The organism is Achromobacter seleniivolatilans (assembly GCF_030864005.1).
GTDB classification, from domain to species: Bacteria; Pseudomonadota; Gammaproteobacteria; order Burkholderiales; family Burkholderiaceae_B; genus Achromobacter; species Achromobacter seleniivolatilans.
The window spans coordinates 3,428,197-3,443,820 of the sequence record NZ_CP132976.1 but is presented as its reverse complement, the minus strand read 5'-3'; the positions used below and the strand labels follow the sequence as shown (position 1 = coordinate 3,443,820).

The window sequence follows — 15,624 nt, the reverse complement described above, 5'->3', positions numbered from 1 at the left end:
TGCTTTCAAGAACGCCGGGCACTGCAAAGTGCCCGGCGTTTTTCATTACGAGTTTCGATCAAAGACTTCGGCGACGCGGAAGCGTTCGCACACCAGCATCATGTCGGGGGTATAGCCGCCGTTGCGATCAAAATACGCAATGTGTTCGGCTCGCCAGACGTCGTAGGGGCCTTCGCCTTCCGCCAGTGCAAAGGCCTCATCCACCTGATCAAAACGCTGGATCAGCACGCTGGTGGTTTCGATGACGCAGGCAGGCCGGCCCTGTCCGTCCAGCACGACGTCGCGGCGGCCCACGGCAGGCACGGGTTCTTGATCATTGAAGTGGTGCAAGGCGCCGCAGGTGGCTGTCTTCGTGCCGGCCAAAACCAGCGCCAGCAAGGCGTCGGCCAGTTCGGGCGAGTCTCCGAACTGGAATGTCACGGCGTCTTCGTAGGGGGCGGGGGGCTTCACGGTTGGGGTATCCATTGGAGTATCAGCGCTTGCCCCATCGCGGGGTCGGATGTTGAAGGCGCACCGGTTTCAATGCGTCCCGCCAACCGTCGCAGGAACGCGGGATCATCCTGATCGCGCAGTGAAATATCGTACCAGCCCGCGCTGCCCGACATGTTCCAGGATAGATTGGCGGTCTCGCCTGGCGCCAACAGGGCGTCGGCTGCGCGCGGGTAGTCGTAAGCGTTGGCGGTAATGCGGTAACGGCGGGTTTGCTCGCTGGGATTACGCACCGCCACAAGCAATCGCGCGCCGGCCGATGCGTAGGTTGCAGTCAGGTCAAGGGCAGACCGCGATGCCTGCCGAATGCGGCCCGCGCAGTGGCGGTGAAAGCCGTTCGGACCCAGCACCCATAAGTCATACCGCCCATCGACGTCCTGCGTTTGCCACACCCCTTCAAGATGACTGCCAGGGGTAACGGTATAACGCCGCGGCCCGTGTTCCAGATGCAGGCGGTCATACACATGCAGCACGGCCGCCGCCGCGCCTGTGTTCTCGAAGCGCAGCGTGACGCTGGCTTCGTTCTCGTGCGCATGGGCTTGCAGTGCATAGGGCAGCGCACGCGAAGGCCGTATGCCGCGTTGTTGGCGGGCAAGAGCAGGCTTGGCGGGCGCGGGCGGTGTGACGGTGCCAGGCAGCGCAGCCGCCTGTGCAGCCCGTGCTGCGGTAGCAGGCAGGCCGCGCAAGAGATCGTCGTTGTTCGGCGTGGCGAAATCGAATATCGACATCAGATCGCCGCAGACTGCCCGGCGCCAAGGCGAAATATTGGGTTCAGTCACCCCGAAGCGTTGTTCCACAAAACGCAGCACCGAGGTGTGGTCAAACACTTGCGAGTTCACCCAGCCGCCCTTGGTCCAGGGCGACAGGACATACATGGGCACGCGTGGACCCAGACCATAGACGCCATGCAGATGCGCAGGCGTGTCGTCTTTTTCCACCCCTGTGATGATCTCGTGATATTCGCCCCGCGTGTCGACCGTGGACGCGCCGGCCAGGTCGCCGGACGCATCTCGCGAAGGCGGTGCGGGCGGCGGCATGTGGTCAAAGAATCCGTCGTTCTCATCAAACATCAGCAGCAGGACGGTTTTGCTCCAGACATCAGGGTTGGCCGTCAACGCGTCCAGTACGCGGGCCGTGTAGTCGGCGCCCTGTGCCGGGCTGGACGGACTGGGGTGTTCCGAGCCAGCCTTGGTGGCGCAGATCCAGGACACCTGCGGCAGCGTGCCGTCCAGTACATCTTGGCGCAGCAGATCCAGGTCGCGCGTCGTGAGCGCCTTTTCCTTTAGCGCAGTCATGGAACCAGGCACAGCGTGGAAAGCATCGCGGTACGCCTTGAACCCGGCGGTGGGGTTCAGCGAATAGTTGTCCGCCATGTTCTGATAAATGCGCCAGCTGATGCCAGCTTGCTCCAGCCGTTCGGGATAGGTGGTCCAGGTGTAGGCGCCTGCCGGGTCCCCGCCTTTCAGCTTGTTGTAGACGTTGCCCAGCGCTGGGCCGTTGCCGGTTCCTGCCCCGTCGTTGGTGCCAGTCCACAGGAACAGGCGGTTCGTGTTGGTGCCGCCAGTGAATGAACAGTGGTAGGCGTCGCAGATCGTAAAGGCGCGCGCCATGGCGTACTGGAAAGGCATGTCGGCGTCGGTGAAGTACGACATCGAATGGTTTTTCTTGGCGGCCGGCCAGCGGCCCATGCGGCCAGCATCCCACGCGTCCTGGGCGTTGGACCAGGTGTGCGGCGTACTTGCGACCCGCATCGTTTCGTAGGCCTGGCGCGTGTCCAGGTGATAGGGCAATACCGTGCGCGGGCCGCCTTCGTCCGGCCTGTCGTTGTACTGCGCCCAGACAGTGCGGTGACGCGCGTCTGGGCTATCAGGAACGGGGATAGGGAAGCGATCGCCAAATCCACGCACGCCAGCCAGTCCGCCGAAGTAGTGATCGAACGCGCGATTTTCCTGCATGAAAATGACAATGTGCTCAACATCGCGGATCGTGCCCGTTCGGTTGTTGGCCGGGATGGCCAACGCGCGGCGGATGGACGCTGGCAGCAGCGCCAGCGCGCTGCCGGCGCCTGCCAGGGTTGCGCTGTTGCGCAGGAAATCGCGTCTTGTGTGCATGGGGCACCTGGGATACGACACTGCCCGCAAGGAGCGGGCAGTGTTGAGGAGGTATTCCGCGTTGCGGATCAGTCCGTATAGGCGGTGTACGTGGCGCGGCTTACTTGCGGCCGGTGCTTTCCGCGTAGTCCATGTACAGCTTGTGCGCGCGGCGGGCGATGGGGCCGTATTCCAGGGCGCGGTCTTCCACGCGGTTCACGTGGACCACCTTGCCGTAGTTGCCGGACGAGAACACCTCGTCGGCATCTTCGATGTCAGCGCGCGTCAGGCTGCGTTCTTGCACTTCCACGCCATCAGCCTTCAACAAGGCCAGCACGCGGCGGCGTGTGATGCCGTTCAGGAAGGTGCCGTTGTCGACCGGTGTGGAGACGACGCCGTTTTTGGCGATCCACAAGTTGCTGGTGGCGAACTCTGCGATGTTGCCCGCGCCGTCCAGCATGATGGCGTTGTCGAAACCCTTTTCAGCGGCTTCGCGGATGGCGCGCTGGCCGTTGGGATACAGGCAGGACGCCTTGGCGTCGGTCGGCGCCATGTTCGGCCACGAGCGGGCGAAGCTGGAGAAGCAGGCGGAGAAGCCTTGTTCGCCCGGCATTGGAACCTTGAACACGTGCAGCACGAACAGGGTCTTGTCGGCGTCGGGCAGCAGGAAACCGTCGGCGCAGAAGAACATGGGCTTGATGTAGAGCTCGGTGCCTGCCGGGAACTTGGCTACGGCTTCCAGGCACAGCTTCTGGATGGCTTCCCAGCTGATCTGGGGCTTCATCAGCATTTTTTCAGCCGAGCGCACAACGCGCTGGCAGTGCAGATCCAGGTCAGGCGTCAGGCCGCGGAAAGCGCGCGCGCCGTCAAAGACCATGCTGGCCATCCAGAAGGCATGGTCGGCCGGGCCGAGCAACTTGGGGTTTTCGGTGGTCCAGTGACCTTCATGCCAAAACAGGGCGTCCATTGATTTTCTTCCTTCACTCGAATTGGGGTGGCGCATCGTTGGCGCCGAAACGTCAGGATACATGAGGAGCGGGCGCGGTCAGGGGCGCCTGCCCCGTTTTCTCTATCTCAACAAGCAGTGCTCAGGCATCACTCGCGCGCAAGCGCCGCCTGTACCCGGTCAGCCACATCGGCTGGCATCCACTGCCGCCATACGGACCCATATTGCTTCAGGAAATAGCGGGCGGCGTCCTCGGGTTCTTTGCCCTCATTTTCCAGCCATCCCAAAGTGGCGTTGATGGCGTCATCGGGCACCGTGAGTTTGCTAAGGAATTCGGTCAGCTTGGGCGCATCCTTGGCGAACGCCGCGTTCACGCCGGTCACGACAGGATTCGGTTTGAATTCGGTGGCGGAAGGTTGCGCACACTTGGGGTCGGTCAAGCAGGTGTAGGCGGTCTGATCGAAGGCTGGCAGTTCCAGCTTCACCAGGTCCAGCGCGCCGACGAGCGACGTGGGCGTCCAGTAGTAGAAGACGATGTCCCGCTTGCGTTTATAGGCCGACACGATGGCCGCCTTTTGCGCGGCGCCGGAGCCGGGCGCGAACAGCGAATAGTCCTTATCCAAGTCCAGCGCGCGCAGCAGGTTGTCGTTCAGCGTGCCGCAAGCCCAGCCGGCGGGGCAGCCATAGATACGGCCGCGCCCGGGATCTTCGGGATCGGCAAAGACTTCCTTAAAGCGCTTCAGGTCGGACGCGGCCTTCAATTCAGGGTGGCGCTCGGCGGTGTATCGCGGCACATACCAGCCTTCGCCCGCGTCATACACGTGGCCCACGCCGATGACCTTGCCGCTGGCCAACGCCTTCTTCCAGGCGCCCTCGATCTGGCCGGGCCAGACTTCGGGGGTCACATCCACATCGCCGCGTTGCAGGGCCGCCAGCATGGGCAAGGTTTCGCCAATTTCGACCGTGGTCTTGCAGCCGTAACCGTGTTCCAGCACATACCGTTCAATACCGGCCAAGACCAGATTGGACTCCCAGTTCAGGCCGCTGAAGCGGACGGGACGATTGATTTCGCAAGTGGGGGTGGCGCTGGGGGCGGCTTGGGCGGCGGGCGCAAGCAGGGCGGCGGCCAGCGCCACGGCGCCTAAGACGGGAGCGAGCGGATGCGGGTTGCGCATGGTCGGGCACCTGTTTGATTGGGTGCTGATTATTGTACGGTGGCGGATCTGAGCCCTTGAATGCAATCGGGGCCGCAGTGAGCGGCCCCGATTTGTACTTCGCCTACATCCTGCGGACTCAGGCGCGGGCAGCGCGTCTTCGATCAATGAACGCGCCAAGCTCGCCCACAATGCCGCGGCGGAAGGCCAGCACGCAGATCACGAAGATCAGGCCGATCACGATCGTGACGGATTCGCCCAGGCGCAGGAACCAGTCCACGCCGGTCAGGTTGGCCATCATCTGGCCAAAATCGCCCACCTTGTTTTCCAGCAGAACCACGATGAACGCGCCAAGAATAGGACCTGTCAGGGTGCCCAGTCCGCCGATCAGCGTCATCAGGATCACCAGGCCGGACATCTGCCAGGTCGCGTCGGACAAGGTGGCGGACACGAACACCAGCGTCTTCGTGGCGCCTGCCAACCCAGCCAGCGCTGCCGACAGCACAAAGGCCAGCAGCTTGAATCGGTCCACATCGTAGCCCAGCGAAACCGCACGCGGCTCGTTCTCACGCAGCGCTTGCAGGACTTGCCCGAAGGGCGAGTTCACGGTGCGCCAGATGATGAAGTAGCCGATGATGAAAATGCCCATCACCACGTAGTACAGGTTGATGTCCTTGGACAGATCCACCAGCCCCAGCAAGGTGCCGCGCGGTACGCTTTGCAGGCCGTCTTCGCCGCCGGTGAACTTGGCCTGCAGGAAGAAGAAGAACACCATCTGCGCCAGCGCCAGCGTGATCATGGCGAAGTAAATGCCGCTGCGCCGGATGGCGATGGCGCCCATTGCCAGACCCAGCAGCGCAGCAACGCCCACGCCGAACAGCAGGCCGATTTCGGTCGGAAAACCCCAGACCTTCATGGCATGACCGGCCGCATACGCCGCACTGCCCAGAAAGGCGGCATGCCCGAACGAGAGCAGCCCGGTAAAGCCCAGCAGCAGGTTGAATGCGCAGGCGAAAAGCGCGTAGCACATGATCTTCATGGCGAAGATCGGATACACCCCGACAAAGGGAAGTATGGCCACCACGACGGCCAGTACCGCATAGCCCAGAAATTGACGATTCATTTTTCTTTTCCGAACAGCCCGGCCGGGCGGATCAACAGAACGATGGCCATGATGATGAACACGACGGTGCTGGAGGCTTCCGGCCAGAACACCTTGGTCAGTCCTTCAATCACGCCCAGCCCCAATCCGGTGACGATGGCGCCCATGATGGACCCCATGCCCCCGATCACGACCACGGCGAACACGACGATGATGAGGTTTGATCCCATCAGCGGAGAAATTTGCAGCACGGGAGCCGCCAGCACGCCGGCAAAGCCTGCCAACGCAACGCCGAAACCGTAGGTCAGCGTGATCATGCGAGGCACGTTCACACCAAAGGCTTCGACCAGGCGCGGGTTCTCGGTGCCGGCGCGCAGCAAGGCGCCCAGACGGGTGCGTTCAATCACAAACCAGGTCGCCAGACAGACCACGACCGATGCCGCCACGACCCAGCCGCGGTAATTCGGCAGAATCATGAAGCCCAGATTGGTTGCGCCCCGCAAGGCTTCAGGCGTGGGGTAGGGCTGGCCCGATACCCCATAAAAACTGCGGAACAGGCCTTCGATCAATAGCGTCAGGCCGAAGGTCAGCAGCAGCCCGTACAAGTGGTCAAGCTTGTACAGGTGTTTGAGCAGAAGTTTCTCGATCAATATGCCAAATAGCCCGACGACCAACGGCGCCAGGATCAGCATGATCCAGTAATTCAACCCCAGGTACGACAGCCCCATCCAGGCGACAAAGGCGCCCAGCATATAGAGCGCGCCATGCGCGAAGTTAATGACGTTCAGCAGCCCGAAGATAACGGCCAGCCCGAGCGACAGCATGGCATAGAAGGAACCGTTGACCAGGCCCAGTAATAGCTGGCCAAACAAGGCCTGTATAGGGATGCCGAAAAGGTCAGTCATCTTGTGAAAATCCTGCGCGTGCGAAGGGAAGCGAGCAAATTCAAGATGCGGCTGCGGCTATTGGCGCCACGCCGCATCTTGGGTCACAGGTTGGAATTACTTCTTAACCAGTTTGCAGGTGGACTCGGACAACTTGGTGTAGACCTCGTCGCCGGGCAGCGTTGCCACGACCTTGTAGTAGTCCCACGGAGCCTTGGATTCGGCCGGGGTCTTGACTTGCATCAGGTACATGTCGTGAACCATGCGGCCGTCTTCGCGCACATAACCGCCTTGCGTGAAGAAGTCGTTGATCTTGTTCGACTTCATCCACTTCATGACGGTGTCGGCGTCGTCCGTGCCCGTTGCCTTGACGGCGTTCAGGTAGAACATCGTCGACGAATAGTCGCCGGCTTGCAGCATGGACGGCTTGCGGCCGACCTTGGCTTCAAACTTCTTGGCCCAGGCGCGTGACGCGTCGGATTGATCCCAGTACCAGCCGTCCGTCAAATACATGCCTTGCGTGGCTTGCAGGCCGAGCGAGTGCACGTCGTTGATGAAGACCAGCAGGCCTGCCATCTTCATCGTCTTGGTCACGCCGAATTCGTTGGCGGCCTTGATCGTGTTGATGGTGTCGCCACCCGCATTAGCCATGCCCAGGATCTGCGCCTTGGATGCTTGCGCTTGCAGCAGGAAGGAAGAGAAGTCCGATGCGCCCAGCGGTGCGCGCACCTGGCCCTTGATCTCGCCGCCAGCGGCTTTCACCACGGCCACGGTGTCGCGTTCCAGCGCGTGGCCGAAGGCGTAGTCGGCGGTCAGGAAGAACCAGCTTTTACCGCCATCTTTCACCACGGCCGAACCCGTGCCGCGCGCCAGCGCTACGGTGTCGTAGGCATAGTGCACGGTGTAGGGCGAACATTGCGCGTTGGTCAGGTCGGATGCGCCTGCGCCGACGGCGATGAACGGCTTTTTCTTTTCAGCGGCTACGGCCGCCATGGCCAGGCTGGTGGCCGAATTGGTGCCCGCAACGATGACATCGACCTTCTGCTGGTCGAACCATTCGCGCGCGCGGGCAGATGCGACGTCCGCCTTGTTCTGGTGATCGGCCGAGACGACTTCGATCTTCTTGCCGTTGATCGAACCGCCCGCGTCTTCGATCGCCATGCGGATGGCGTCCAGACCAGCCTTGCCGTCGATGTCGGAATACACACCCGACATGTCGGTAATGAAGCCGATGCGGATGACATCGTCGGAGATACCTTGCGCGTGGGCGGTTGCCCCCGCAAATCCCAGGCCCGCCATGGCCAGTGCAGCAGTGATGGTGTGCAGCTTCATGGGATGACTCCTCTTCCCTACGGTGTAGTGTTGCCGGGGTTCCGGCGGATGACAGGTTGTTTTAGACGCCCAGCAATTCGTTGAGCGTGTCCTGTTTTTCTGAAAGTTCTGCGGCTTCGAAATGCTCGACGATCTGGCCGTGCTCCATGACATAGAAGCGGTCGGCGAGAGGCGCGGCAAAGCGGAAGTTCTGTTCCACCATGACGATGGTGTAACCACGCTGCTTCAGCGTTGTGATCATGCGGGCAAGCGCTTGCACGATGACAGGGGCCAAGCCTTCGGAGATTTCATCAAGCAGCAGCAGATTGGCGCCGGTGCGCAGAATGCGCGCCACGGCCAGCATCTGTTGTTCGCCGCCAGACAATCGCGTGCCGGGCGAGTTCCGGCGCTCTTGCAGGTTGGGGAACATGTCGTAGATTTCGGCCAGCGACATACCGCCGCCTAGCGAGCCCACAACGGGGGGCAGCAGCAGATTCTCTTCGCAAGACAGGCTGGCGAAGATGCCGCGTTCTTCGGGGCAATAACCCACGCCCAGATGGGCGATCTTGTAGGTGGGCAGATCAATGGCTTCGGTGCCGTGGATACGTACCGAACCCTTGCGCGAACCGGTCAAACCCAGAATGGCGCGCAAGGTGGTTGTGCGCCCGGCGCCATTACGGCCCAGCAGCGTGACAACTTCGCCTTGACCCACGCGCATATCCACGCCGTGCAGGATATGCGATTCCCCGTACCAGGCTTGCAGGCCTGAAATTTCCAGTGCCGGGGTGCTCATGCATGCGCTCCTTGAAGTTCGCCGTCGGTGGTGCCCATGTAGGCTTGCATCACGGCCGGATGACGCGACACTTCAGCGTATGTTCCTTCAGCCAGCACCGAGCCGCGCGCCAGCACGGTGATGGTGTTGGCGATGGAAGACACAACGTTCATGTTGTGTTCCACCATCAGAATCGTGCGGCCTGCACTGACGCGCTTGATCAGCTGCGTCACGCGGTCTACGTCTTCATGGCCCATGCCCTGCGTGGGTTCGTCCAGCAGCATCAGCTCGGGTTCCATCGCCAGCGTGGTGGCGATTTCCAGCGCGCGTTTGCGGCCATACGGCAGGTTCACGGTGGTTTCGTTCGCAAATGCGCCCAGATCCACTTGCTCCAGCAAGGCACGCGCGGGCTCGTTTAACGTCGCCAGGCGCTTGTCGCTTTGCCAGAAGTGAAACGACAGCCCCGTCTTGCGCTGCAAGCCGATCCGCACGTTCTCCAGCACGGTCAGGTGGGGAAACACCGCCGAAATCTGGAATGAACGGATCACGCCTCGCCGCGCGATTTGCGCAGGGCGATCGCGGGTGATGTCGATTCCGTTGAACTTGATGGTTCCCGACGTGGGAGATAAAAACTTGGTCAGCAAGTTAAAACATGTGGTCTTGCCCGCGCCATTAGGCCCGATCAAGGCATGAATCTCGCCTCGCTTAATACGCAAATCGACCCCATTGACCGCGACGAATCCGCGGAACTCCTTGGTGAGGCCTTTTGTCTCCAGGATTGTGTCATCCATGTCCGCTGCACCAGCGTTGTATTTATATGGTCTCCACTCGGCATCATTGCGCCAAGCCCCCGCAGGGTTGAGAAAACTATCAATTACTCGTAGTTTTCTTATGAGTTGCCGGCGAGTATGCGGACCTCTTTATTAAAATTCCATGAGGGTTTTACATAGGTTTTGCAGTGCGGCAAGCTGAATTGTCGGCATGCCGACAATGCGCGCCCTGCAAGGGGTAGAAACCCTTTCCATCAACCGATGCATTGCAGCAAATGCGCTTTGATTGTTATCAAGCTGTCATGAGATCGCAGCTAGAACGCAACGATCAAAATATAGGCATCACGCTGCCGTTTTTGGCTTGAATTCGCAGAGGTCCGAAATGCCGCATTGCGGACATTTGGGTTTGCGCGCCACACAGATATACCGGCCGAGCAAAATCAGCCAGTGATGCGCATCTTGCATGTATTCGCGGGGCACAAACTTCACCAGCTTGTCCTCGACTTCCAGCACGTTCTTGCCCGGTGCGATGCCGGTGCGGTTGGATACGCGGAAGATGTGCGTGTCCACCGCCATCGTCGGCTGCCCGAACGCCGTGTTGAGCACGACGTTGGCTGTCTTGCGGCCCACGCCGGGCAGCGATTCCAGCGCCTCTCGGGTTTGCGGCACTTCGCCGCCATGGTGTTCGATCAGGATATTGCACGTGGCAATCGTGTTTTTCGCCTTGGTGCGGAACAGACCGATCGTCTTGATGTATTCAGTCAATCCTTCTTCCCCCAAGGCCAGCAGGGCTTGAGGCGTGCCGTATTGGGGGAAAAACTTCCGGGTGGCGATGTTGACGGATTTGTCGGTAGCTTGCGCCGACAGCAATACGGCGATCAGCAACTGAAACGGGCTGTCGTATTCCAGTTCGGTGGTCGGGTGCGGGTTGGCCGCTTGCAAGCGGGCGAAGATCTCTCGGCGTTTGGCGGCGTTCATGACTGCGTAGGGTTGCGGCGGGCCCGGGCGCGGGCCAGCGCGGATTCGATGGCGGACCGCTTGCGGTCGGCGTTTTGGGTATCTTCGGCCGCAGGCGGCGCGGCGGGAGCATCAGGCGCTTCGGGAGCCATCAGCCGTGCGTTGTCGGCCGCCAGGCGTTCTGCGCGGGCAAGGTGGCTACGATGGCGCTGACGGCTGATGGCCGCGTCCTGGGGGCCCCAGGCGCGTCCTGCTGGCACCATCTGGATGCAATCGACCGGGCAGGGCGCCACGCACAGATCGCAGCCCGTGCACCAGTCTGCCAATACGGTGTGCATGTGTTTGTTGGCGCCTACGATGGCATCCACCGGACAGGCCTGGATGCACAACGTACAGCCGATGCAATGCGATTCGTCGATGCGGGCGATGAGCAACGGGCCGGGTTCGCCACGTTCCAGGTCCAGCGGCAGGATAGGCGTATCCAGCAAGGCCGACAGGGCGGCGATGCCTTCGTCGCCGCCCGGCGGGCAGCGATTGATCGGAGCGGCGCCGTTGGCGATGGCATCGGCGTAGGGCCGGCAACCGTCGTAACCGCACTTGGTGCATTGCGTTTGAGGCAGCAAGGCGTCTATGCGGTCGGCAAGGGTGCGACAGGACATGTAAGGCCAATAAAGAAAAAAGGGCCACTGGGGCCCCGTGGAATACGGATCAGGCTTGAGGTGGCGCGGGTGTGAGACCCCGCGTCACCTGTCTGGCAGCGCTATGCCGCCATCAAGCCGATTGCCGGATGAATTCGGCAATTTTAGGACAGATCATTTCGCGCCAGCGGCGGCCCGAGAAAATCCCATAGTGGCCGCAGTCGGGCGCGGTGTAGTGCGCCTTGCGTTCAGCCGGGATGTTCTTGCACAGCTTGATGGCCGCGCGGGTTTGGCCTTGGCCGGAGATATCGTCCAGCTCGCCTTCAACGGTGAACAGCGCGACCTTCTTGATATCGGCCGGACGCACGAGCTGGCCGTCCACTTCCCAGGTGCCGTTGGGCAGCGCAAATTCCTGGAACACCATGCGGATCGTATCCAGATAGAACTCGGCCGGCATGTCCAGTACGGCGTTGTACTCGTCGTAGAAGCGGCGGTGCATTTCGGCGTCGCTGTCGTCTCCGCGGAGCAGGTCCAGATAGAACTCGTAATGCGACTTCATGTGGCGGTCGGGATTCATTGCCATGAAGCCCGCGTGCTGCAGGAAACCCGGGTAGACCTTGCGGCCCGCGGCCGGGTAGCGCGGCGGCACCGGGTGAATGACCTGGCTTTCAAACCACGAATACGGCTTGGTCGTGGCCAGGCGGTTCACCTGGGTCGGCGACTGGCGGGGATCGATAGGGCCACCCATCATGACCATGCTGCGCGGCTGGCAGGGATCGTTGGCCGTCGCCATCAACGACACGGCCGCCAACACCGGAACGGTGGGCTGGCAGACGGAAATGACGTGTACGTCCGGACCCAGATGGCGGATAAAGTCCTGCACGTAGCGCACGTAGTCGTTCAAATGGAACGGACCTGCCGACAGCGGCACCATGCGGGCGTCCACCCAGTCCGTCACGTAGACATCATGGGAGGGCAGCAGGGCGCGCACGGTATCGCGCAGCAGGGTGGCGTGGTGGCCGGACAGCGGCGCAACCAGCAAGACCTTGGGATCGGCGGCGTTGGTGTGGCGGACGTCGCGGTGAAAATGCACCAGCCGGCAGAAGGGCTTATCCAGCGAGACTGCTTCGGTGACCCGGACGGACTTACCGTTGATTTTGGTAGCGGGCAGATTCCAGGCCGGCTTCTGGTATTCCTTGCCGATGCGAGTCATCAGCTCGTACCCGGCGGCCATCTGGCGGGAAATCGGGGTGTATGCGAGGGGACTATAGGGGCTGGAGAACAGCTGGGAACCGGCATCCGTGAATGCAGCGAACGGAGTCAGGAAGGCGCGCTGCATTTCGTGCAATTGGTACAGCATTTGGGGAAGTCCTTCTGGGGTCGTGCGTGTGCCCCGATTATTGCGCCGAGGACTATGGATATACCCAACTAGCCTAAAGAAACAGATGCAAAGGCCAGGATTGTGTTGCTAAAAAGAGACCGGCCCTGTCCTTTGGCACCAGTTTAGGGCGTTTTTTACCCTTGAAAAGTTACCAAAGGGACGATTTATGCACTAAGCCGTGACGTGCCGGATCACCAGTAGTTTTCGACTGCCAGGTTACCCGGGATGCCGCGGCGGCCCGGTCTAAAGCCGCGTTCACCCAGTAGCTTGCGGGCGTCCGCCAGCATGTCGGGGTTGCCGCAAAGCATGATCTTGGCCTGCTCGGGGTTCAGCGGCTGCCCAGCCAACTGCTCTAGCCGGCCATCGGCGATCAGTGTGGTCAGGCGCTCTTGCGGCATGCCGGGCAGGGCTTCGCGGGTAGCAATCGGCAGGTAAACAAGCTTTTGCGGGTCCGCAGCAAAAAGCTCTGCCAATTCGGGCTGCGCGCCCCAGGATTGGATCTCTTGGCGATAGGCCAGCTCTTCGGCGGTGCGTACGCCATGCACCAGAATGATGCGGCGGTAGGCGCGCCAAGTAGCGGGATCGCGCAAGATGGAAAGGTAGGCAGAAATGCCGGTGCCGGATGCCAGCAGCCACAGGTCGCCGCCGGGCGCAAAGCGCTCCAGCGTCAGGAAACCGTAGGGAGTTTTTTCGACATACAGCGAGTCGCCCGGGCGCAGTTGGGCCATGCGCGGGCTGAACAGCCCTTCGGGCACCACGATGGAGTAGAACTCCAGCCACGATTCCTGCGGAGCAGAGACCATGGAATAGGCGCGCCAGATCGTGGGCGGACCGTCGGGATCATCGGCGCCGGGCAAACCGACGCGGGCAAACTGACCCGGCAGAAACGTATACGCGTCGTCGCGCGTCACGCGCAGAGAGAACAGCTTATCGGGAACCCACGTGTGAACATGGGTTACGGTCTGGCGCGTGTATTTGGAATCGTCGGTCATCGGGGCATCGCACGATGCCAGCCGCCCTAGCGGCGGCCAGCGCTCGCGGATTATTTTTCCAGGTATTGCAGCTTGTCCTGCTTGCCGTTCCAGTCGTCGGCGTCCGGCAGGGGCTTCTTGGCGCGGCTGATGCTGGCGAACTCGGGTGAGAGCTCGGCGTTCAACGCGATGAAATTCATTTGATCCTGCGGCACGTCTTCTTCGGCGTAGATGGCATTGGCCGGGCATTCCGGGATGCAAACCGCGCAGTCGATGCACTCGTCAGGATCGATCACGAGGAAGTTCGGACCCTCACGAAAACAGTCCACCGGACATACGTCTACGCAATCGGTGTACTTGCACTTAATACAGTTTTCGGTGACAACGTGGGTCATTCAGGAACTCCGGGATCGGCGGCTTTTGTGTCTTGTTGGGCGGATTTTACCCAATGCGGCGCAGATGTGCCGGTAATACCCGTATTGACATCGTGGCCCATGGCCCTGAACCCGGTGTTCTTCATGCTATGGTGTCGCGAAACCCAACGCGCAACCATGATAATCACCTCGCTGCTCGACACCGATCTGTATAAATTCAGCATGATGCAGGTGGTGCTGCATCAATTCCCGGCTGCTCAGGTCGAGTACCGTTACAAATGCCGTACCGCCGGGGCCGATCTGCGTCCCTATCTGGACGAAATCCGCGAAGAAGTGCATCAGCTTTGCCAGCTGCGCTTCACGCAGGAAGAGCTGGATTATCTGGGTAGCTTGCGATTCATCAAGAGCGACTTCGTGGATTTTCTGGGCCTGTTCCACATGCCCGAGCGTTGCATCCACATCACCGAAGGCGACGCCCCAGGTGAAATCTCGATCGAGGTCAAAGGCCCCTGGCTGCACACGATTCTGTTCGAGATCCCGGTGTTGGCCATCGTCAACGAGGTCTATTTCCGCAATACGCGCAAGAATCCCGACTGGGAAGAAGGCCGCCAACGCCTGCAATCCAAGATGCACCTGGTGCTGGATGATCCCGCGCTGGCCGATTTCCGCGTGGCCGAATACGGCACACGCCGCCGCTTTTCCAAGATTTGGCACCAAGAAGTCGTGTCGACCATGAAGGCGCAGATGGGCAAGCATTTCGCTGGCACCAGCAATGTGCTGTTGGCCAAGCAGCATGAAGTGCTGCCCCTGGGCACGATGGGCCACGAATATTTGCAGGCCTGCCAGGCTCTGGGTCCGCGCTTGCGTGACTCGCAGGTATTCGCACTGGAAGTCTGGGCCAAGGAATACCGGGGCGATCTGGGCATCGCTTTGTCGGACGTCTATGGCATGGACGCTTTCCTGCGTGACTTCGACATGTATTTCTGCAAACTCTTTGACGGCGCGCGCCACGATTCTGGCGACCCCTTTATCTGGGGCGAGCGCGTGCTGGAGCACTATCGGAAGAATCGCGTGGACCCGCGCGCCAAGACGCTGGTGTTCTCGGATTCGCTGACTTTTCCGCGCGCTATCGAACTCGCGCGCCAGTTCTCTGGCCGCTGCAAGGTGTCCTTCGGCATCGGCACCAACCTGACCAACGACCTGGGTCATGAGCCGCTGCAAATCGTCATGAAGATGGTTCGCTGCAACGGACAGCCGGTGGCCAAGGTATCGGATGCGCCAGAAAAGACCATGTGCGACGATCCTGCCTACCTGGCGTATCTGCGCCAGGTATTCCAGCTGCCTCCCGCCTGACGCTGGCTCGGGGTAAATTGCTGGTTCTTTCGTATTGATCCACCCAACCAACTCGACTCTAGGGGAAATATTCATGAGCAGCATCAAGCGCTTCCACGTCGCCAAGCGCCTGTCGGACATGGCCGTGTACAACGGCGTTGCGTACCTGGCAGGCCAAGTGCCGGACGATGCCAAGCTGGACATCACCGGCCAGACCGAGCAAGTGCTCGCGACGATCGATCGTCTGTTGGCTGAAGCCGGCACCGACAAGACCAAGATCCTGATGGCCCAGATCTATGTGGCCAACATCAAGGAATTCGATGGCATGAACAAGGCATGGGACGCCTGGGTCGCTGACGGCAATTCGCCTCCGCGCGCCACGGTTGAAGCCCGCCTGGCCAACCCGGACTTCAAGGTCGAGATCATCGTGACGGCTGCCGTCTGAGCGATCTC

General features: G+C 61.0%; 16 protein-coding genes. 2 read left to right on the top strand and 14 right to left on the bottom strand.

The window, feature by feature from the left end:
- Positions 1-45 precede the first annotated feature (45 nt).
- The 14 genes from RAS12_RS15510 to fdxA form a co-directional block, all read right to left on the bottom strand.
- A complete protein-coding gene (locus RAS12_RS15510; protein WP_306935599.1) occupies positions 46-450 on the bottom strand; it encodes an ASCH domain-containing protein in 405 nt (134 codons plus the stop codon).
- Entirely contained in the window at positions 447-2,600 is a 2,154-nt protein-coding gene (locus tag RAS12_RS15505; RefSeq protein WP_306935597.1) for a phosphocholine-specific phospholipase C, read from the bottom strand. The genes RAS12_RS15510 and RAS12_RS15505 overlap by 4 nt, the downstream gene beginning before the upstream one ends.
- Before the next feature lie 100 nt (positions 2,601-2,700).
- A complete protein-coding gene (locus RAS12_RS15500) occupies positions 2,701-3,546 on the bottom strand; it encodes a branched-chain amino acid aminotransferase (protein WP_306935595.1) in 846 nt (281 codons plus the stop codon).
- A 128-nt stretch (positions 3,547-3,674) separates the two neighbouring features.
- The gene (locus RAS12_RS15495; RefSeq protein ID WP_306935593.1) at positions 3,675-4,700 is read right to left on the bottom strand and encodes an ABC transporter substrate-binding protein; all 1,026 of its coding nucleotides are present in this window, start codon (positions 4,698-4,700) and stop codon (positions 3,675-3,677) included.
- 118 nt (positions 4,701-4,818) lie between these two features.
- Complete coding sequence (locus RAS12_RS15490) at positions 4,819-5,802, bottom strand: branched-chain amino acid ABC transporter permease (RefSeq protein WP_306935591.1); 984 nt, start codon at positions 5,800-5,802, stop codon at positions 4,819-4,821.
- Positions 5,799-6,686 (bottom strand): branched-chain amino acid ABC transporter permease, encoded by an 888-nt coding sequence (locus tag RAS12_RS15485; protein ID WP_306935589.1) that lies wholly within the window; start codon positions 6,684-6,686, stop codon positions 5,799-5,801. Before RAS12_RS15485 ends, RAS12_RS15490 begins: the two co-directional genes overlap by 4 nt.
- Before the next feature lie 96 nt (positions 6,687-6,782).
- Positions 6,783-7,997 carry an ABC transporter substrate-binding protein gene (locus RAS12_RS15480; protein ID WP_306935588.1) on the bottom strand — a complete coding sequence of 405 codons (1,215 nt, stop codon included), beginning with the start codon at positions 7,995-7,997 and terminating at the stop codon, positions 6,783-6,785.
- A gap of 61 nt (positions 7,998-8,058) precedes the next feature.
- Positions 8,059-8,769: an ABC transporter ATP-binding protein gene (locus tag RAS12_RS15475; RefSeq protein WP_006223796.1), complete on the bottom strand. Its 711-nt coding sequence runs from the start codon at positions 8,767-8,769 to the stop codon at positions 8,059-8,061.
- The gene (locus RAS12_RS15470; RefSeq protein WP_306935587.1) at positions 8,766-9,539 is read right to left on the bottom strand and encodes an ABC transporter ATP-binding protein; all 774 of its coding nucleotides are present in this window, start codon (positions 9,537-9,539) and stop codon (positions 8,766-8,768) included. Before RAS12_RS15470 ends, RAS12_RS15475 begins: the two co-directional genes overlap by 4 nt.
- Positions 9,540-9,860: 321 nt before the next feature.
- The gene (nth, locus tag RAS12_RS15465; protein WP_306935586.1) at positions 9,861-10,496 is read right to left on the bottom strand and encodes an endonuclease III; all 636 of its coding nucleotides are present in this window, start codon (positions 10,494-10,496) and stop codon (positions 9,861-9,863) included.
- Positions 10,493-11,134 (bottom strand): electron transport complex subunit RsxB, encoded by a 642-nt coding sequence (gene rsxB, locus RAS12_RS15460; RefSeq protein ID WP_306935584.1) that lies wholly within the window; start codon positions 11,132-11,134, stop codon positions 10,493-10,495. The genes nth and rsxB overlap by 4 nt, the downstream gene beginning before the upstream one ends.
- Positions 11,135-11,246: 112 nt before the next feature.
- The gene (locus RAS12_RS15455; RefSeq protein WP_306935582.1) at positions 11,247-12,473 is read right to left on the bottom strand and encodes a polyhydroxyalkanoate depolymerase; all 1,227 of its coding nucleotides are present in this window, start codon (positions 12,471-12,473) and stop codon (positions 11,247-11,249) included.
- A 212-nt stretch (positions 12,474-12,685) separates the two neighbouring features.
- Entirely contained in the window at positions 12,686-13,486 is an 801-nt protein-coding gene (locus RAS12_RS15450) for a ferredoxin--NADP reductase (RefSeq protein WP_306935580.1), read from the bottom strand.
- 50 nt (positions 13,487-13,536) lie between these two features.
- Complete coding sequence (fdxA, locus tag RAS12_RS15445) at positions 13,537-13,860, bottom strand: ferredoxin FdxA (protein WP_043543338.1); 324 nt, start codon at positions 13,858-13,860, stop codon at positions 13,537-13,539.
- Positions 13,861-13,983: 123 nt separating this feature from the next.
- Between fdxA and pncB the strand changes: the two genes are divergently transcribed.
- Entirely contained in the window at positions 13,984-15,192 is a 1,209-nt protein-coding gene (pncB, locus tag RAS12_RS15440) for a nicotinate phosphoribosyltransferase (protein WP_306951470.1), read from the top strand.
- Between the two features lie 73 nt (positions 15,193-15,265).
- On the top strand, positions 15,266-15,616 hold the full coding sequence (locus tag RAS12_RS15435) for a RidA family protein (RefSeq protein ID WP_306935574.1): 351 nt from the start codon (positions 15,266-15,268) through the stop codon (positions 15,614-15,616).
- Positions 15,617-15,624: the final 8 nt, after the last annotated feature.